Annotated in this window: 18 protein-coding genes; 6 read left to right on the top strand and 12 right to left on the bottom strand. The window is 46.3% G+C overall.

Annotation, left to right across the window (positions count from 1 at the left end):
* A partial coding sequence (locus QUA38_RS18815) for a dihydroorotase (protein ID WP_333164372.1) occupies positions 1-1,290 on the top strand: 1,290 nt, incomplete at its 5' end.
* Positions 1,291-1,412: 122 nt separating this feature from the next.
* Positions 1,413-2,168, top strand: a complete 756-nt coding sequence (locus tag QUA38_RS18810) for a 4'-phosphopantetheinyl transferase superfamily protein (protein ID WP_333164370.1) — start codon at positions 1,413-1,415, stop codon at positions 2,166-2,168.
* Between the two features lie 177 nt (positions 2,169-2,345).
* On the opposite strand, the gene QUA38_RS18805 is transcribed toward QUA38_RS18810, so the two are convergent.
* Together QUA38_RS18805 and QUA38_RS18800 are read right to left on the bottom strand one after the other, a co-directional pair.
* On the bottom strand, positions 2,346-3,086 hold the full coding sequence (locus QUA38_RS18805) for a response regulator transcription factor (protein ID WP_333164374.1): 741 nt from the start codon (positions 3,084-3,086) through the stop codon (positions 2,346-2,348).
* Positions 3,087-3,196: 110 nt separating this feature from the next.
* On the bottom strand, positions 3,197-3,355 hold the full coding sequence (locus QUA38_RS18800; RefSeq protein ID WP_333164367.1) for a hypothetical protein: 159 nt from the start codon (positions 3,353-3,355) through the stop codon (positions 3,197-3,199).
* A 264-nt stretch (positions 3,356-3,619) separates the two neighbouring features.
* Between QUA38_RS18800 and QUA38_RS18795 the strand changes: the two genes are divergently transcribed.
* Positions 3,620-4,366, top strand: coding sequence for a creatininase family protein (locus QUA38_RS18795; RefSeq protein WP_333164365.1), 747 nt, complete (start codon positions 3,620-3,622; stop codon positions 4,364-4,366).
* Between the two features lie 153 nt (positions 4,367-4,519).
* Here the strand turns inward: QUA38_RS18795 and ndk are convergent, their stop codons facing one another.
* Complete coding sequence (gene ndk / locus QUA38_RS18790; protein ID WP_333035325.1) at positions 4,520-4,969, bottom strand: nucleoside-diphosphate kinase; 450 nt, start codon at positions 4,967-4,969, stop codon at positions 4,520-4,522.
* 634 nt (positions 4,970-5,603) lie between these two features.
* Between ndk and QUA38_RS18785 the strand changes: the two genes are divergently transcribed.
* Positions 5,604-6,362 carry a hypothetical protein gene (locus QUA38_RS18785; protein ID WP_333164362.1) on the top strand — a complete coding sequence of 253 codons (759 nt, stop codon included), beginning with the start codon at positions 5,604-5,606 and terminating at the stop codon, positions 6,360-6,362.
* 1 nt (position 6,363) lies between these two features.
* Here the strand turns inward: QUA38_RS18785 and proB are convergent, their stop codons facing one another.
* The 8 genes from proB to QUA38_RS18745 all read right to left on the bottom strand — a co-directional run bounded on the left by proB (position 6,364) and on the right by QUA38_RS18745 (position 14,007).
* On the bottom strand, positions 6,364-7,473 hold the full coding sequence (gene proB, locus QUA38_RS18780; RefSeq protein ID WP_333164359.1) for a glutamate 5-kinase: 1,110 nt from the start codon (positions 7,471-7,473) through the stop codon (positions 6,364-6,366).
* A gap of 10 nt (positions 7,474-7,483) precedes the next feature.
* On the bottom strand, positions 7,484-8,005 hold the full coding sequence (locus QUA38_RS18775) for a YqeG family HAD IIIA-type phosphatase (RefSeq protein WP_333164357.1): 522 nt from the start codon (positions 8,003-8,005) through the stop codon (positions 7,484-7,486).
* Between the two features lie 140 nt (positions 8,006-8,145).
* A complete protein-coding gene (gene mltG, locus QUA38_RS18770) occupies positions 8,146-9,270 on the bottom strand; it encodes an endolytic transglycosylase MltG (RefSeq protein WP_333164354.1) in 1,125 nt (374 codons plus the stop codon).
* A gap of 247 nt (positions 9,271-9,517) precedes the next feature.
* A complete protein-coding gene (locus tag QUA38_RS18765) occupies positions 9,518-10,096 on the bottom strand; it encodes a DUF3727 domain-containing protein (RefSeq protein WP_333164352.1) in 579 nt (192 codons plus the stop codon).
* 311 nt (positions 10,097-10,407) lie between these two features.
* Positions 10,408-10,866, bottom strand: coding sequence for a Holliday junction resolvase RuvX (gene ruvX, locus QUA38_RS18760; RefSeq protein ID WP_333164349.1), 459 nt, complete (start codon positions 10,864-10,866; stop codon positions 10,408-10,410).
* A gap of 262 nt (positions 10,867-11,128) precedes the next feature.
* Positions 11,129-12,460 (bottom strand): GNAT family N-acetyltransferase, encoded by a 1,332-nt coding sequence (locus QUA38_RS18755; protein ID WP_333164347.1) that lies wholly within the window; start codon positions 12,458-12,460, stop codon positions 11,129-11,131.
* 191 nt (positions 12,461-12,651) lie between these two features.
* Entirely contained in the window at positions 12,652-13,833 is a 1,182-nt protein-coding gene (locus QUA38_RS18750; protein WP_333164345.1) for a F420-0:Gamma-glutamyl ligase, read from the bottom strand.
* A complete protein-coding gene (locus QUA38_RS18745; protein WP_333164342.1) occupies positions 13,834-14,007 on the bottom strand; it encodes a hypothetical protein in 174 nt (57 codons plus the stop codon).
* Positions 14,008-14,680: 673 nt separating this feature from the next.
* Between QUA38_RS18745 and QUA38_RS18740 the strand changes: the two genes are divergently transcribed.
* Positions 14,681-15,994: a hypothetical protein gene (locus QUA38_RS18740; RefSeq protein ID WP_333164340.1), complete on the top strand. Its 1,314-nt coding sequence runs from the start codon at positions 14,681-14,683 to the stop codon at positions 15,992-15,994.
* A gap of 534 nt (positions 15,995-16,528) precedes the next feature.
* Here the strand turns inward: QUA38_RS18740 and QUA38_RS18735 are convergent.
* Complete coding sequence (locus QUA38_RS18735; protein ID WP_333164337.1) at positions 16,529-17,269, bottom strand: SIMPL domain-containing protein; 741 nt, start codon at positions 17,267-17,269, stop codon at positions 16,529-16,531.
* A gap of 286 nt (positions 17,270-17,555) precedes the next feature.
* Here QUA38_RS18735 and QUA38_RS18730 point away from each other — a divergent pair, with 286 nt between their 5' ends.
* Positions 17,556-17,939 carry a YkvA family protein gene (locus QUA38_RS18730; protein WP_333164335.1) on the top strand — a complete coding sequence of 128 codons (384 nt, stop codon included), beginning with the start codon at positions 17,556-17,558 and terminating at the stop codon, positions 17,937-17,939.
* The last annotated feature ends 248 nt before the right edge of the window (positions 17,940-18,187 follow it).

The raw sequence follows: 18,187 nt of genomic DNA, 5'->3' as shown, positions 1-18,187 counted from the left end.
GTACGAGTGCTAGATCCAGTTTCAGGGAGCGATCGCATCGCTGATATTCTGATTGCTGAAGGTGATATCAAAGCAGTTGAGGAAAAAATTGCTGAGTTTCCCCCTGACACCGAAGTGCGGGATTGCCGGGGACTGATTTTGGGGCCGGGGTTAACTGATATCTACAGTCACAGCGGAGAACCGGGTTTTGAGGATCGGGAAACCCTGGAATCTTTGATGCAGGCTGCGGCGGCTGGGGGTTTTACGCGAGTGGCGATTTTACCGGATACCTCGCCACCTGTTGACAATTTGGCTGGTTTAGCATTGTTGCAGCAAAATATCCGCAATTTGCCGCCCGGGCTGCCCCGCTTGTATTTTTGGGGAGCGCTGACAGCGGGCGTTAAAGGGCAGCAGATGGCAGAGTTGGGCGAGCTGGCCTCCTGTGCAGTGGTGGGTTTTGCGGACGGTTTGCCGCTGTCTAATCCAGCTCTGGTGAGGCGTTTGCTGGAGTATATCCAGCCTTTGGGCAAGTCTGTGGCTTTGTGGCCGTGCGATCAAACTTTGGCAGGAAATGGCGCGGTGAGGGAGGGTGCGCTGTCGGTACGCTTGGGTTTACCAGGAATTCCGGCGAGTGCGGAAACTTCGGCTTTGGCGGCAATCCTGGAGTTGGTGGCATCTGCGGGCACAGGAGTGCACATTATGCGGGTTTCTACAGCGCGCAGCGTCGAATTGATTCGAGATGCGAAGGCGCGAGGTTTGCCGGTGACTGCGAGTGTGACTTGGATGCACTTGCTGTTGAATGTCGGGGCAATTTCAGGAAACTCTCAAGATTCCGGTGCGAAAAATGCTCTGACTGCTTCGTTGCCCTACGATCCGAATTTACGCCTAGAACCGCCGTTGGGGAATCTCAGCGACCAATTAGCGCTGATTCAAGCTGTGAAAGATGGCGTAATTGATGCGATCGCGATCGACCACAACCCGCATACTTATGAGGAGAAAACTGTGGCTTTTGCTGATAGTCCGCCCGGGGCGATCGGCTTGGAATTAGCTTTGCCTTTGCTATGGCACGGACTGGTAGAAACTGGCGAATTTTCGGCTTTACAACTGTGGCGAGTTTTGAGCGCAGGCCCTGCCGTTTGTCTCGGACAAACGCCCCCCATGGTTGCACCGGGAGTCTCTGCTGAGCTGATTTTGTTTGACCCGGAAATGAGTTGGACTGTTGACGGGCAAAGTCTGAAGTCGCGATCGGCAAATACGCCTTGGTTGGGACAGCAATTAGCGGGAAAAGTTGTGCAAAGTTGGATTTATTAACCCTTGGGATTGAAATTTATCTGTTGTAGAACAAGCATCTTGGCTGTTTCTAAAAGTAGAACAGGCAAGATGCCTGTTTCTGGGAATGCTGGATGAGGAGACTCTGAAAAGAAGATAAATACATGATTACTGCTTTTGATTCGTGGAATTCTCCACCCCAAGACTTGACATTGGATCTGGGCGAAATTCATGTTTGGCGCGTCTCTCTGGCTCAAACAGAATCTTGCTTGCAGAGTTTACAACAGACTCTCTCAGCAGACGAGGGGACAAAAGCCAATAGTTTTCACTTTCCCAAAGGTCGATCGCAATTTATTGTGAGTCGTGGCGCGCTGAGAGCGATTCTAAGTCGCTATCTTAACATAAATTCTCACATTTTGCGCTTTGAGTACAACCCCTATGGCAAACCCTCTCTCATCGCCGCCCAAGGGGGAAATACCCTGCGTTTCAATTTGTCTCACTCAGGAAACATGGCTCTAATTGCTATTACCAAAAATCGAGATATTGGTGTCGATATTGAAGGCATAAATACCCACTTTCCTTGCCTGGAAATTGCTAAAAAGTTTTTTTCACCATTAGAAAATACTGTCTTGCTTTCGCTCCCAGAACATCTTCAACCCCGCGCTTTTTTTACCTGCTGGACTCGCAAAGAAGCCTATATCAAAGCAGTTGGTAAAGGACTTTCTCTTCCCCTGAATCAGTTTGATGTCAGCCTCGCACCAGGAGAACCTGCCGCGCTGTTAAATGTTGAAGACAACCCCGAAGAAGCATCGAGATGGTCTTTAATTGAATTAATCCCGAGTTCAGATATGGTGGCGGCTGTTGCGGTTGCAGGAGATTGCTCGAAACTCCATTGTTGGCAGTGGACAGGGGAGTTTTGATTTATACCGATCGCCCAGGGTAAAAGAGAAGGGAAACAGTTGCTGGAAGATATCTACTGGTTGCACCTCCAAGCTATTGTATTGCACACCCTCCATAGACAAATAAGGACACAACATTTTTGTGTCCTTATTTGTCTATTCGACTGCAATTTGCCACCCTACAACTGATTTAAAAATTTAACCAAATCGATACCCAAACCCGCGTACCGTAATGATATATTCCGGTTGGCCCGGATCTAATTCCAACTTTTCGCGCAACCAGCGGATGTGAACGTCAACTGTTTTGCTATCTCCGATAAAATCTTGACCCCAAATTTTTTCCAGCAACTGATCACGAGACCAAACTCGCCGGGGATAACTCATAAATAGTTCTAGTAAGCGAAACTGTTTAGGAGAAAATTTCACTTCCAGACCACGAACCAACACGCGGCACTCTTCAGGATATAGAGTTATGCTCTTATATTGCAGCATCCTCGGTTCCGGTAAGCGACCGAGGCGCTGGCGCCGCATCAGCGCTCGACAGCGAGCGATAAACTCCCGCATTCCAAAAGGCTTGGTCAGATAATCATCCGATCCGGCTTCGAGGTAAAAAGCGCAATTGTTGGCACTTCCTCTAGCACCGATAATCAAAATAGGGACGGGATTTCCTTGATGCCGTAACATTCGACACAGATCTAAACCGTTAATTGAATCCATAATTAACAGGTTAAAGGCCAATTCACCATGGTATGACGAAGAAGCCTGTACAGAAGGCAGAGCGTTGCGCCCGTCGCTAGTAACCACCACCTCATAGCCCTGTTCTTTAAGGGCTAAAGCTAGCATTTCCCGCAACAGATCTTCACCTTCCAATAACAAGATACGGCCGGCTTGTCCAACAGCCAACCTTGAAGGACTTTCGCTTAATTCAGCAGAAGACATAAATATCAGTGGGAGTGATGTTTGTATGTGGCTAGCGGGAGGTACCTTCTTCAGTAGCTGAGGTACTCTCGCGCTGCGATCGCTTGTACGATCGCCATTTGTTCGATCGCTTAGAATCTTTCGCCAGTCCATCCCACAGACACGCGCTCGACCTTTGCTACTTGCTCGTGTAAGGAATACAGCCGTAGAGCAGTTGTCGGAACCGCGCTGTCTGCCTGCGTCCAGGCCACAGAAGTCTGGTCATTTTTCGGGGTCGGTGTTAATTTCATAAAACATTGCCCGCTGTTAATTGACCACGTAACACCCAATCTAGAGGGATATGCTTGTTATACTACTCTTAAAAGGTTATTAAAAGGTAAAGTTTTGGCCATCAAGTGGTTAAATTATTAACGTTAAGTAATATAACGGTAAAGTTGCGATCGCACTGTAGGGCTTTTTTTAAGAATACAATAATAAGTTGGTTCAAATTCCTTTTTCTTCCCGTGCCGGCTACGATCGACGATAGCAAGTAAAAATTTTGTAGACTGCCTATCATGTTGCTGCATTTGAGTACGTGGCCCGAGGTAGAAGCTTATCTAGAAAGCTCCCGAGGCATAATTATCCCGATCGGCTCCACCGAACAGCACGGGCCCACCGGCTTGATCGGGACTGACGCCCTTGCTGCCAAGGCGATCGCCCGCGGTGTCGGCGAAGCTGCCAATGCCTTAATCGGCCCTACAATTAATGTCGGCATGGCCCTGCACCACACCAGCTTTCCCGGCACAATCAGCCTGCGACCGCAGACTCTGATATTGGTAATCAGGGACCATATCACATCTTTGGCAAAAGCTGGATTTGAGAAATATTTCTTCATTAACGGTCACGGTGGCAACATTGCCACCATGAAAGCAGCATTTTCCGAGAGTTACGCGCATTTGTCGGACTTGAATCTACCAAATGCCGATAAAATCCAGTGTCAAATCGGCAACTGGTTCATGTGCGGCTCAGTCTACAAACTAGCAAAAGAATTATACGGAAACCAAGAAGGTTCTCACGCCACCCCCAGCGAAATCGCCTTAACCCAGTACCTTTATCCAGAAGCAATAAAGCAAGCTCCGCTTTCGGAAGAAGTTGCTTCCGGGCACAAAATTTACGGTGCTGCTGACTTCCGACGCCGATTTCCCGACGGAAGAATGGGTTCAAATCCGGCATTGGCAACCCCCGAACAAGGTCAGCAGTTTTACGAATTAGCAGTCAAAGAATTGACTAATAATTATTTGGAGTTTTTAAGTTCCAATTAACATTTTTTCTTCTCGTTACCCGGAAGCTTTTGGTAACGAGTAAAAATCTCAAACTATTCTATATTTTACGGTTATGAGTGAGTCAAAAGCATGATATTTCATCTGTTTGAGAAAGGCTATATCTCCCGATTAACCACCGGGAGAATATCAAAACTATTCCACAATCCAAGGAGTTAAACAAGGTGTCCAAGCACTCAATTCTTCTTCCTTGAACCAAAGGCTAATTTCCGCACGGGCAGTCTCGACAGCATCAGAACCGTGAATGAGATTACGGCCGACATTGACGGCAAAATCTCCCCGAATTGTCGCTGGTTCTGCATTCAGAGGATTTGTGGCGCCAATGATTTTTCTCGCCGACGCCACAACGCCGTCACCTTCCCACACCATCGCCACTACAGGGCCTGAAGTGATAAAGTTTACCAATCCAGCAAAGAAGGGTTTTTCTTTGTGAACATCATAATGTTGTTCCGCTAGTTCGCGACTCGCCGTCATCAGCTTCATGCCAACTAACTTAAAGCCCTTGGCTTCAAAACGACCGATAATTTCGCCGACGAGTCCGCGCTGTACGCCGTCGGGCTTAATCGCTAAAAAAGTCCGTTCCAAGATTAACTCCTATAATTGTGTTAACTGATCCAAAAGATAGAGTAACTCAGAACGCACCTAAAGGCAATTCTGAGAATTGGAAATTGTCATTTGGAGAGTTATGGCCGCCGGAAGAAGGAATAAGGAATAAGAAGAGGGAAGAGAAAAGAGGGAAGAAGCAATAAAAGCAAGGGTTAAAGAAACCGGGTCTCTCAGAAAATTTTTTATTGAGTAACGATGAATCTCCGAAGAAACCAGGTTTCGAGACTTCTATGCGTCTAGGACTGATTTGCATGGATCACCGCGATTTTGTAAAAGGCATTTTTTAGCAGTGCGAACAGGATCCTCACTTGCCCATATAAGTTAATCATGCTTTAAATTATCGGTAAATAATCAAACTCTTGTGGGGTGGCTTTGAGCAACGCCTGAAATATGCAATCTAAATTTAGAACATTTTATCTCTAGGCAACAAGATGCTCGAACTTCTGGCACAATATGATACAAGTCACTGTTTCCTGTGACTGCCAACACTCTTACCTATGATCTCAAATACAAATATATATGATAATAAACACAATTCTTTAGGCTCGAAAATATAGATAATTAACGGAGATATGAAGATGATCTTGACAGCAACTATTCAGGCGAAAAAAGTATGAAAGGCATTGTAGCATTCATTGAAACCAAAAAGCAAGAGTTTGCAAAATTGCCCTTGTTTGACTTTCTAGCCAACAAACACATTCACGCGAATCAACGACTAATTTTTGCACCTGTACTCGCTCCTTTGGCTGTGGGATTGAGCGATTTAAATAAATATGTGCTGCGAGAATCTTCTAGTAATAACAAAGTTCAGGAACTCATTAATAAATATACTTATAAAAAAAACTATTATTGGCACGACTATCTAGAATACCTAGAGGAACTGGGCTTAAACCAATTAATGAGTTACGGCGATTTCAGACTGCTTTGGGGTGAAGAAACTAAAAAAACTCGATCGCTCTGTTCAGTGATCGAACGCTACGCTTGGAAAGCTTCTCCCATTCAGAAACTGGTGTTAGTGGAACTCCTCGAAGGAACTGCCCAAGTTTTTTTTGAGGCGGCGCTAGCAGTGGTAATGGAATTACAGCAAATTAACCAAAAAGAATCTGTTGATTTTGGAGGATCTTATGGGGGTTTAGAAAATTATCACCTTTTAAACACGCCAGAGATGTTGCAAATTTTAGCAGAAATCAAACTTACAGATGCGGAATACCAAGCAGCTTTAGAATTAGCACAAAATTTATTTGAAGTGTTTACAGAAGCGATGAACGAGCTGTTCAGACACAGCCAAACAAATTCTTGCAAGACTGTGCTGCAAATATCTTCAATTTCTGCCTTCGCTCATTGCGCGATCGACTGTCTCGATATTTGTTAGTTTAAACAATCACTAAATTATCTCGGTGTACCGCCGTTTCTACGCCTGCATAGCCTAAAATCTCAGCAATTTTATCGGACTTGCAGCCCTGGATTTGTCTCAATTCTAAACTGCTATAATTCACAAGTCCTCTAGCAATTTGCTTGCCTGTTGTGTCGCACAACTGCACGGAATCATCAGCTTGAAATTCTCCTTCTACTTGAGCAATACCCGCAGCTAAAAGCGATTTTCCGCCCTGGGAAATTGCCTTGACAGCACCCGCGTCTAAATATAGTTTTCCTGCCGGAATTAGCACGTTAGCTATCCAGTGTTTGCGAGCGTTTACAGGCCGCGGCTGAGGCTCGAATTGAGTGCCGATCAACTCTCCCTTGAGTATTTTCTCGATATTACCAGGAAAGCAGCCGTCAGTGATGACAGTCCGCACTCCCGATGCAGTTGCTATTCTCGCCGCTTCAATTTTTGTCACCATTCCGCCGGTTCCCCAACCGCTGCGGGAATCTCCTGTTTGCACCTGAAATTCTGTGAGCTGTGCCATACTTTGGACTAGGGCGATCGGCTGCGCGTCGGGATTGCTGCGCGGATCGGCGGAATACAGCCGATCGACATCTGTGAGCACAAACAACCAATCTGCTTCTACCAAACTCGCTACTAGCGCCGAAAGCGTGTCGTTATCGCCAAATTTGAGCTCGTCTACGGCTACTGTATCGTTTTCATTGACAATCGGAATCACGCCCAACCTGAGCAGTTGCTGAAAAGTATTGCAAGCGTTAACATAACCGTTACGCTGCACTAAATCGCCCCTGGTGAGCAATACTTGAGCGATCGGCTGTTGCAAAGTAGTAAACAAGTCATCGTACACCCGCATCAGCCGCCCTTGGCCCACAGCCGCCACAGCCTGTTTCAGAGCAATGTTTCGCGGGCGTTCCGTCAAACCCAAGCGCGCGCAGCCAACTCCAACCGCACCCGAAGACACCAAAACTACTCGATGGCCTTGCTGCCGCAAATCAGCTAAAATTTCGGCCAATGCAGCAATAGTTGAAAGAGCTAAGTTTCCCGTAGTCGATCGAGTCAGCGTCGAAGTTCCTATTTTAACAACAATAGTTTGAGTCATTTAAATCTTTCTAATTTCTGCTATCAAGAGAAGCCCCCAAAGCTTGAGAAACCCAAACTTCAAAAGAGCGCACCGGATACTTGCGAAGCGCATACCCAGCATCAACCATTGGTTCCACTAAAATAGTAAACATACCCAAACGATTGCCTGCCAAAACATCAGTAAAAAGTCGATCGCCCACCATCGCCACCTGTTCCACCGGCAAATTCATTGCATTAATAGCTTTTCGCAACTTGCGGCGGGACGGCTTAGCCGCACCCGTGATATATGGTAGATTCAAAGACTCAGCAATCCGACCGATCCGAGTCTGGCTTAAATTATTGCTGGCCAACCACAGCGATACTACGGGTTTTATTTGTTCCACCCACAGAGTGAGTTCAGGAGAAGCATTCATGGCCGTGATGGGAACGAGAGTTTCGTCCACATCCAAAACTAATCCTTTAATATTAAATTCCTGAAGAATATCAGCCGTTAACTTCATGACTGAATCGCCGAGAACTAAGTCAGGCTGTAGTATTTTACCCCAAGTCATAATGATTTTAGATTTTAGGTTTAGATTGAGAAATAAGAAATTGGAAGTTAAAGATTAAAAAAGTAAAAAATCAAAAGTGAATAATTATTGCTTTTGCTTTGGACTTTTGACTTTTTACTTTTGTATTAGTCATCCCCTATCTATTGAGTAGATCGCAACTGCTGGTCAACTTTAGCAATCGCAGCATCGTGTTCCGCCTGCGTGCGGCTAAAAATGTGAGTGCCGTCATATCGAGCCATAAAATACAGGTATTCTGTATTTTCTGGAGTCAGAGTCGCTTCCAGACTTGCTATTCCTGGAGATGCGATCGGAGTTGGGGGTAGTCCTGGATTTATATAAGTATTGTAAGGAGAAGGGGTTTCCACCTGCTTGAAAGTCAAAGGCTTTTCCTTAGTTTGCCTGATGCCGAGAGCGTATTCAACTGTCGGGTCAGATCCCAACGCCATACCCTTTTTCAGACGGTTGTTGAACACTCCAGAAATGCGGTTCCGCTCGGAAGCAACCACAGCTTCTTTTTCTACAATACTCGCCAAAGTCACCCATTCTTTGAGAGAGAGCTTCGTATTATTCTGATTTTTTTGATATATCGGCAAAGCTGTCTGCTCGAAACGGGTGAGCATTTGTGTGATCGCAGCTTGAGGAGTAATTCTATCGCCGTCTAGCTGATAAGTATCCGGGTACAAAAAACCTTCCAAATGAGGCAATCCGCTCGGCAGCCAAGGGTATTGAGCGTAAGGAATTTGACTCGCGGCTGCCATAAACTCTTTAGCCGGGAAAAAACCTTGCGCTTCAAAATAAGCACTCATTTGTTGCAGCGACCACCCTTCTGGAATCGTGAAACTCTGCTGTACGACTTCGCCCTTCCAAATTTTGTCCGCAACTGCACTTAGAGGCTGAGTAGGCGACAGTTGGTAAGTTCCTGCTTGAAAACCTCCCTCGCGGTTTTGCAGAGTCAGCCAGCGGGCCCACATATTCCATGCCGAGCTCGATCGAATCAACCCCGCGGCCTCTAAATCCCGGCCAATTTTTTGACTGGGAGTACCCTCCGGGATTTGGATCGAAACAGCAGCATCCTCTGCCGGATTCCCGGATGAGGATGTGATTTTAGGCGGCGCCGAAGCCCAGCTCCACCAAGCCCAGCCTTGCCAAGCGCAAACCCCCCAGAGTGCCGGCAGCAACGCCAGATAAAACAACCATTTAGAGACTTGCGGAGTACCTTTTCGGCTCTCGCGCGCGCTGCCTTTTGTCATTTGTTCTTTATTCATAGTCCGTTGTCCTGGATAAGCGGCGGTTAACTAGCGACTAATGACTGATGACCTGCGATTGATGACCGAAAAGTTACGAATACAAGCCCTTTAAAAGACCCAATTCACGCGGCCCAATTCAAAAGCCCGATCGCGAAGGCAGAAGCTGCTATCTCGGAAAAGTTCGATCGGGGGAGCAGTTTACTTTTTTATAAAATAGTAAAAAATTCTGCTTTTTGCCATCAGGCCTTGTGCCTGCAATTAATATCTAATCAAGCTCGTCAAAGAACTGGTCTTCCAGCATAGGTAACATCGGTTCCAGCCTTTGGAACTCTTCTTCCGAGAGCAATTCTGGCTTGCCGTCCTCATCCATTCTAGCCAAGATAAAGAACGGGTCTAGAGGCGTATAAATGGCATATTCCTGTTCTTCGTGGTAGAAACTGGTCAGCCACATCAGCTCCTCGAACTCCGACTCCTCATCTGGATCGACATCGGATGCCATATCCTCTTCGGGAAATTCCGGCAATTCGCCAACCACAGTCAGCGTCACCGCTGTGCGTCGGAGCGTCAAGTTCTGCTCTTGCAGGACAACTTTAGCTGTCTCAAAAATTTTGTCAATTTCGGTCTCGTCTTCTACAGGAATTGCTGCTTCGTCGGTATCGTCTCCCTGCCAGGTAAAAATTTCTACGGGTGAGTCAATCGGAAGCAGCAAAGCGTATTCTTGACCTTCTAGGTTCATAGAATATTCTATGTTGCAAGTCAGCGATCGCCCAACTTCATCCGTCAAGGTGACGGACTCTTCGTTGGAATTGCCATTCTCTTTTTTGCGGTATGGGGATGAGGACATCGCGTGTATCTTATTTTCCGTCAATAATTCAGTAACGTTTCCTTGACAATGGGGAATTTTCGTGGCGATATTCTGGCTAAGTGGGCGATCGCCAGTCCACCAGCTTAAACCGCCAGACTCGCTGCCTTTTCCACAGACGAGGAGAGCAGCGTTTAAATCTCAGTCGAGTCAGCAAGCGACACTGAGGACAAATCACGATTTTGTGCTTCTTCAGTACCGAGGTACACCAGAATTTTCTCCAGTTTGTCAAGGGTTACAGGTGTGCGTAGCAAACTTGCACAACCAGGATATCACGCCTTTGTTACCAGCTATCAAGGATTGGGAAGGGCGGAGATATTTTGCCTCCGCTCGTCTAGCCACTGCTGCAAAATCAGGGCCGCTGCTTTGCGATCGATCGCACCCTTATTTTGCGACACCAAAATCCCTTGTGTTTTCATCAATTCCTCTGCCTCAACCGAAGTCAGGCGCTCGTCCACGTATTCTAGGGGGAGCTCTAAGGCTGTGGCGATGCGAGTAGCATATTTCTGGACTTGTCGGGCTTGAGTGCCTAATTCTCCGCTCAGGGAGTAGGGCAAGCCTGCAACCAAAATTTGCACTCTCCGCTCTCGGACGATCTCTCGGAGATAAGCTACGTCTCGATCGAAGGACGATCGTACCAGTGTTGTAATGCCCGTAGCTATTAAACCTGTGCCGTCACACCCGGCGATGCCGACTCGTTTGAGGCCGATATCTAATCCCAGTGCTGAAATCCATAATTTATCGTTGGACATTATCAATCAATCAATTTTAGATTTTAGATTTTAGATTTTAGATTTACTGTTTTTTGCGGAAATAATCTTATTTAACGAACCGCGAAGACGCGAATAACGCGCAGTAATAAGAGAAGAAAGTAAGAAGAAGATAGGTAATCTTAAGTTGATATTAATCCAAAGCAGAAGGGAGTTTTTCGGATTATGACAGAAAAAAGGAATTTTTTGGATGATTAATTCTATTTTTTTCTGCCTTATACCTTTTACCTTCTGCTTTCACTTATTAAGAATTGAGTTCTCCGGGCCAGCCACCGTCAAGAGGCAACTCTGGCAGATTTAAAGGCAAAATGCTGCTGCCATCAGTTGCTGCTGATTCGGAATTCGGGAAGTTCAAGGGGTTAACTTGATTCGTTTGGCTGTTTCCTGAGTCAGCCAACAAAGGTTTAATCTCAGAGGATGCGGGCCCTGCTGCTGCTTCCCCAGCCATCGGGCCGAGCCAGGACATCCGGCCCGGTACGGGTTTGCGAGTTGGCTGGAAGCTTTGCAACATTTCTGATAGCTGGAGTCCTTCGAGAGAGACCAACTTGGACTCGCGCAATTTGTGCCACACCGATCGAGACATCAGCAAACTGTGTTCCACGCGCACTGCTCCAAATTGCTCTAAATAAGCTTCCCGTTCCGGCTGATAGTCAGCGGAAGCCAGTTGCAGGCTTTGAACCGGGAAATCTTGAACAAGGCGCGCCATCTGGGACAGCAGCTCTGGGTAAAGCCAAGTGTAGGCGGGGTGTACAGTCAACTGAGCGACGTGCGGTTGCTGGCCGTTGCGGGATAGCTGCACCTGAAAATAGCCGATCGCGGCTTTGCGCTGCGGTTCAAACACGTAGCCGCTGACTACCTCGGTTTTGCCCAGCCACTGTCTGACACCTTCGACTAAAGCGCCGAAAAAACTGGTTTTGAAATCTTGAATGTGGCGATCGAATACTTGGCGCACCAGCGGCGGCATAGACGCGGTATCCAGTTGGTAGAGCAACTGAGCGTCTGCGTTGCTGACGGGCAGCAGGTTGGGCAAATCTGGGGTCGAGGAAGCCATTTCTTGCAGGCGTTCAGGGGCGATCGTCCAGTATGTCATCTGGGCCAAAGGCTGAAACCCGTTCTGCCGATACAAAGCCAAGGAAGTTTTGTCGCCGACATTCACTTCCAACAGCCACGTCCGCGCCTCCCAGACTGCCTCAAAACAGTACCGCAGCAGCATGGAACCAATTCCTTTGCTGCGGGCTTCAGGGTCTACTCCTATGCGATCGATCCGCCAAGTGCTGCGGGTGCGGTTGAAAGGAGAAATCTGAATTATGCCCTTAACGCTCCCCTCTTCTTCGGCAACGTGGGCACGGAACAGGGACTGACAAGGGTTGGGAAACAAGCTAAAAATCTTTAGTAGTCCGTACCAGCGACGAATCTGCTGCAACTTTTTACCTAGTACCACGTCGCAGCTTCCGCCCTTGCTGTTTTCTGGCTCTTCGGCTGTTTCCGCGCACAGTTGTTCCATCACCTCGATGTCGCGATACTGAAACGGGCGAATCACAACCTGGTTTTGGTTTTGGGAGGGAAATGAAGTCATAGCATAAAAGTGGGGAATGGAAATTTAAAAATAAAAATTCAGAAAGGGGAAGAGTTAGAGTAGTTTTGACTTTTGAATGGGTAAATTTTGAGTTCAAAACTTATAACTTTAGATTCTTCTCCCTTTCTTGCGCGATCGAAAATTAAAAATTTCAAATCATCTTTTTGAATTTTTAATTTTCTGTTTTCAACTCAAGATTTTTGTGGCAGAGGTCGAATTACAACGACTGGTGTGCGCTCGTCACCATTCCCGGCGGGGTTGCTTCGCAAGGCTTGCTCTAAGAATGTTACCGATAAATCGGAGGTCGCTGCTAATATCTTAACTGCTTTCAAGTCATTAGCGTCTACGATCGCCGCCGCAAGTCCGGTTTCTCGTTGAATTTCTTCTACAACTTTCTGGGGATTGTCCGGGCCGAGGACAATAAATTGGTCGAAGGGAGGCAAAGTCCCGGTAACGTCGTCGATCAGCCTGGCTTGTTCCCCTGCTAGTTGGTAAAAGACTCCCGGTTTGCCAAATATTTTGGCCACAGCGCCGATCGCAAATGCTGCTACTACGCGCCAAGAGCCGACTACATCAACCAACGTTTGCATTCCGCAAGCTGTGGCCAAACTCGACGTGGGCAAGAAAAACAAACACACTCGCTTTGCCGCCCATCCTGGTTTGACTTCGCTGGGATGGCGATAGCGTCCCTGCATCAAAGCTAGGGGAGTTTCTGCTAGGGCAACAATATCGCCTTTCTGGGCGCGCGGCAGCACGTACCGCTTGACAATTTCGACGGGATTGTCCAATTCCGCCAGTATGTGCGTGCGAATCGGCAAGACTTCTGCAACTCCGACATTTCTGGCGATGGGTACGGTGTCCGAGTTGGGAAATTGCAGCGGGACTACTACGTTACGGACTTTCGGGATGCGGCCGCCTGGGCCGTAGGTGACGAAGTGTACTTGCACCCAAGCTGACTGCAATTTGGTTAAATCTTGCCCTTGAATGTCTACAGAAACTTTAATTTTTGTGTTTTTTTGGGCTTTAACAATATAGCCGAACCAGTAATCGTCTGCTCTGGCTGCTGCCTCTTTGTGGCAAGGAATCACCTTTGTCTCGGAGGTAACGCCATCCAAACTTCCGTCTGACAGCAGTTTCACCTGTGCCCGCACTTCCGGCAACATAATCTCAAAGCGCTGTGTCAGGTTGCGGAACTCCATTTCCCCGACTAAAAGATAGCGGTTGGGTTCCGAGATGGCTAAGTGCCATTCTCCGGCTGTTAGTTCTAGTTTATTTGCACTTCCAGTCCGGCGATAGTTCAACTCTAGGCCCAATCCGCCCAATGCTAGCAGCGAACCGGCTGCTGCGATTCCTGTTGCTAAAGTCTCAATCACTCAAATCACCGCCAATAATATTTTGTGTTTACTGTAGTCGATATCGGGTACTTTGAGCGCTGATCCGGTAGTAATTGGATTGTGCTGAGTTTGTTGGGGGCGATCGAACTTATGCAAAATTACACGTAAGTGCGATCGCCTCTGGCGGCTAAAGTGGTCAAGTTGCTGTTCCAAGAGTTCGATCGTGAGTTAGATCACTCCCAAATCTGGCGTTGCTTAATCAGGGTATGAAAAAAATCAGTTGAAAATCCAGACGCTTTGTAAATACTGGTTTCTCTGACTTGCATATTTAGCCTTTCCTACTATAAATCAGCAACGTCTACAAACCAAATCAATTAATTCAATCATTTATTATGATGTTTCACACATAAAATATACTTTTATTGTTCTTAAGAATTGATTTGTAATCTATAAGAATTAACTTTTTTATCTAATTATTAAGCATTTACACCTGTAATTATAAGAGATGTTTAATAAACATTCGTTAGTTTAAGATATAAATAGTTAATCTCTTAACAACTCTGTATACATGAGTTATTCTCGCCCGTTGTCTATCCATAGTCCGTTATCTATCCATCGCTCGTTGTCTGTCCATCGTCAAAATATCTCAAATGGGTTCAAAAGAACCGCTATTGACAGGAGCTTCCTTTATATCTTGCCCTTTTTGTCAAGTAAGATTTATACCAAATTAGATGAGCTTACCCTGCGAGCAGCTACCGCGCTAGCGGTCAGCACCTCTAAGAATCTACTTCTTAAGTAACAGTCCAAATCTAGTTCTTAGGCAGTAGATTTTCTGAGAAGAAAATAGTTAGCCTAGTGAATGTAGTAGTAAGACCCAAGCATATCTATGACTGATAATAAGCAGCCTTTTAACCAGCCTGAAGCCAATCCTGACTTCCAAGAAAAGAAAGTTGACAATAGCGAAAACCAGCAGCTTCAGGCTCAGACTAACGAAAATGCAGAATCAACGGAAGATCAATCATCAGGCTCAGGCCTTGGTGCGAGGATAGCTGGAGCTGCAGTCGGTGGTATACTCGGTGCTCGCTCTGGAGGAATTCTTGGTGCTGTAGCAGGGTCAGTTGCGGGCGCTATGATTGGTAAAGGTACTGCTGATACTGTTAACCGTGCTGTAGATAATTTAGGGGATGCAGCACACGCTGTAGCAGACGGTATTACACACACTGTGGAAGAGCTAGGGACAGTAGTAAAGGAAACTGCTGAGGAAGTTAAACCATCTATCAAAGCTACAGCAGAAGCAGTCAAGGAGACTGTTGAGGAAACCAAGCCTTCGATTAAAAGTATAGCCGAATCTGTCGATCAGACTGTTAAGGAAGCCAAGCCTTCTGTAGTAGATGCAGTCAAGAGCGCATCTGAGGAAGTCAAACCTACGATTAGAGAAGTAAAAGATTCTGTCAAGCAGACAGTCGAAGGTATCAAGCCTTCTGTACAAAGTGCAGCGGACTCTATTAAGAGCACTGCCGATGAAATTAAGCCTTCTGCCAAAGCTGTAGCTCAGGAAATTGAGGGCGCAACTAAGGATCTTAGATCGACTGTAAAAGATACAGCGAAAGCAGTTGAACCATCTATAAAAAGTGCAGCCGAATCGCTTAAGTCATCTGGCAAGAGTGCCGCTGAATCAATTAAGTCATCTGCTCAAAACGCAGCCGAATCTGCTAAAGGTGCAGCGCAGGATGTTAAGTCATCTGCCCAAAATGCAACCGAATCTGCTAAAGATGCAGCGCATGATTTTAAGCAGGATGTTAAGTCATCTGCCCAAAATGCAACCCCATCTCCTCAAGGTGCAGCGCATGATTTTAAATTTTCTGCCCAAAATGCAACCCCATCTGCTAAAGGTGCAGCGTATGATTTTAAATCCTCTGCCCAAAATGCAACCCCATCTGCTAAACCTCCAGTGCCTGATTTTAGGTCCTCTGCGCAAAATGCAACCCCATCTGCTAAAGGTGGAGCGCATGATTTTAAATCATCTGCCCAAAATGCAGCCGAATCTGCTAAACGTGCAGCGCATGATGTTAAGTCATCTGCCAAATATCTAGCCGAATCCGACGCAGAGGGAAATAAGGATAGCGATATTCACATCTCCGGCAGTCCTGAACTCAAGGACAAAGTGGTCATTCATGACAAGAGAATCATTAAGGACTAGGTAAAATAAGGACTTAACTCCAGCTTGTTAAAGCTAGGGCTAAGAGAGTTTAACAGAGAGTGGATCTGAGAAAAGAGTCCACTCTTTTCTGTGTATGATAAATGCGATCGCCTAGGGTTTAACGGAGAGTCTATTTATTGAGGAACTCTCCGCCTGAATAAAAAGAGTTTTCGTTCATAGTCGATAATTAGGTTGTAGCCATTTGTGGTAACTGCTCACCGCAACAAAGTTGCGGTGAGCAGTTACACTTTAACTCAGAGCGCGCCACTTAATATTCCCTTAGATAATTCGGAATTTTTCCACCGACTTACTTAGAGTGAAAGTTTGTTTGACACTAAAATTGTTAAGGCTTTGATTGTTGTGGCTCTTCCGGACGAAGATGGGGAAATATTTGTGTTGGACGCGAACAATTGCTCGACTACTGGCAGAAGTGGTGAAAACCGCTAAAGTTTTTTGTAGAAAAAGCTGCTTGATAAATCGAGAAATAGTTAGGGTCAAGCTGAGGTAGCCGGTTCAACCCCTAACTATTTAATTTTAATATCCAATTTGCAAAGTCACCGATGCTTCTACCTGCTGTTCTCCTCCTACCACAGGCGTTGCAGCGTCAGCAGCAGCCATGCGAGGAGCAGCCAATTGCCGATACATTGGAGGTGGCGCGGTCGCACCGTTGACTTGAATGCCCAGAATCTCTCCCCGCTTGAGGTTGAGGGCGCTAAAGACTGCATCCGCTTGCGCTTGAGCATCTTGAGTTGCTTTTTTGATTGCTTGTTTTCGAGCAGATTCGATCGCACTTTCGGTGGCGGCAAAACTCACGCCGTCGATGCGTGTGGCTCCGGCATTCACCGCATCGTCGAGCAAAGTGCCGGCAGATGCAGTATTAATCCTAAAAGTGACGGTATTCGTCGCCGTATAGCCCGTCAAGCGCTGTTGGTTGTTGTCGAAGTTATAAATGGGATTAAGGGTGATGCCGGCAGTTTCGAGTTTTTCCACTTGGCGCGATCGCAGCAACTCTACCACAGCCGACGATCGTCTCGCCGCTTCCTGCTGCACCTCAGCCGCCGTTTTCCCCTGCACCTCAACCCCCAACCGCACTTGTGTTTGAGTTGTAGGAATGGCTTCCACACCCCGTCCAGTAACAGTCAACGTTCTGATCCGCTGTTCTTGAGCAGCCGCGGGATCTAATCTCACAAAACTAACGAGAGTTAAGGTTAAACAAAACGCTGTTACCAGACTGCGGAAATTAATGCGATCGCGACGTTGCAAATTTGAATTCATAAACTTGATTCTCCTCACATACAACAGATGCTATACTTTACCTTCCCACTGAAATTCCTAAATATCCGGGCTGTTACATTTTTAGCAACTAAAAAAATAGTCAGTAATTCTGAAGAAATTGTGAGTTATTATAATGTTCGCAGGACGCTCCCCTAAAAAATCGGTGTTCTGGGCAAAATCAGAGGTTTGGCAACGATAAATATAGAAAGCCACCGGATTTCTGACACTGACGGCGCAACTCCTAGTTCATTTTAAATATTTTTTTAAGACTGTAAAAAATTAAAATATGCAATCGTTAAAACAAGTTGCCCGCCGACTAAAAAAAGAGACTTACGCTGTTTATTTAGCCAGTACAGACCAGAGAGTACCTTGGTACGCCAGAATTTTAGCCGGGCTTACGGTTGCCTACGCTTTTAGCCCGATCGACTTAATTCCTGACTTCATACCAGTTCTCGGCTACTTGGACGATTTGATAATTGTACCTTTGGGAATTTGGCTGGTACTGAAGATGATTCCGCCACAGGTTTTAGCCGAGTGTCGGGAAAAAGCAGCCGCAGAAATAGACGGAGGAAAACCGATAAATCGGGCTGCCGCTGCTGTAATTATTGCCATCTGGATTGGCTTGGGAATATTAGCTGCCATGTGGCTGACACAGATATTTAAACGTTAAAAAAAAATCACCTATCTAGTTATCGTGTAGCGTGCGCGCCGAGAACCTAAACCTTAAACAAGTCGCTTGGCAAAAAAATATTTAAAGTTTAAAAAATTACCGTTGTAGTTATAATATAGGGTGCGCTAGCCCCACCTCACGTTAAAAGAACTCGCGGTATTGCATACCAAGTATTATTTACCCCTTAAAAAATTAAACTAACTTTCTAGCTATGACTCAAACCACTGATTTCCTCAGCCACCTCAACC

It is taken from the genome of Microcoleus sp. Pol12B4 (assembly GCF_036701385.1).
Classification (GTDB): Bacteria; Cyanobacteriota; Cyanobacteriia; order Cyanobacteriales; family Microcoleaceae; genus Microcoleus.
Note: the sequence above shows the minus strand (reverse complement) of the source record. Positions and strands in the feature narration are given on the sequence as shown.

Coding starts and splice junctions, on each gene's coding strand:
- QUA38_RS18765 (WP_333164352.1), bottom strand. CDS start 10,096: ATGTCCTCATCCCCATACCGCAAAAAAGAGAATGGCAATTCCAACGAA.
- mltG (WP_333164354.1), bottom strand. CDS start 9,270: ATGAATAAAGAACAAATGACAAAAGGCAGCGCGCGCGAGAGCCGAAAA.
- QUA38_RS18785 (WP_333164362.1), top strand. CDS start 5,604: ATGAAAGGCATTGTAGCATTCATTGAAACCAAAAAGCAAGAGTTTGCA.
- QUA38_RS18740 (WP_333164340.1), top strand. CDS start 14,681: ATGACTGATAATAAGCAGCCTTTTAACCAGCCTGAAGCCAATCCTGAC.
- QUA38_RS18730 (WP_333164335.1), top strand. CDS start 17,556: ATGCAATCGTTAAAACAAGTTGCCCGCCGACTAAAAAAAGAGACTTAC.
- QUA38_RS18810 (WP_333164370.1), top strand. CDS start 1,413: ATGATTACTGCTTTTGATTCGTGGAATTCTCCACCCCAAGACTTGACA.
- QUA38_RS18755 (WP_333164347.1), bottom strand. CDS start 12,460: ATGACTTCATTTCCCTCCCAAAACCAAAACCAGGTTGTGATTCGCCCG.
- proB (WP_333164359.1), bottom strand. CDS start 7,473: ATGACTCAAACTATTGTTGTTAAAATAGGAACTTCGACGCTGACTCGA.
- QUA38_RS18800 (WP_333164367.1), bottom strand. CDS start 3,355: ATGAAATTAACACCGACCCCGAAAAATGACCAGACTTCTGTGGCCTGG.
- QUA38_RS18795 (WP_333164365.1), top strand. CDS start 3,620: ATGTTGCTGCATTTGAGTACGTGGCCCGAGGTAGAAGCTTATCTAGAA.
- QUA38_RS18775 (WP_333164357.1), bottom strand. CDS start 8,005: ATGACTTGGGGTAAAATACTACAGCCTGACTTAGTTCTCGGCGATTCA.
- QUA38_RS18735 (WP_333164337.1), bottom strand. CDS start 17,269: ATGAATTCAAATTTGCAACGTCGCGATCGCATTAATTTCCGCAGTCTG.
- QUA38_RS18805 (WP_333164374.1), bottom strand. CDS start 3,086: ATGTCTTCTGCTGAATTAAGCGAAAGTCCTTCAAGGTTGGCTGTTGGA.
- ruvX (WP_333164349.1), bottom strand. CDS start 10,866: ATGTCCAACGATAAATTATGGATTTCAGCACTGGGATTAGATATCGGC.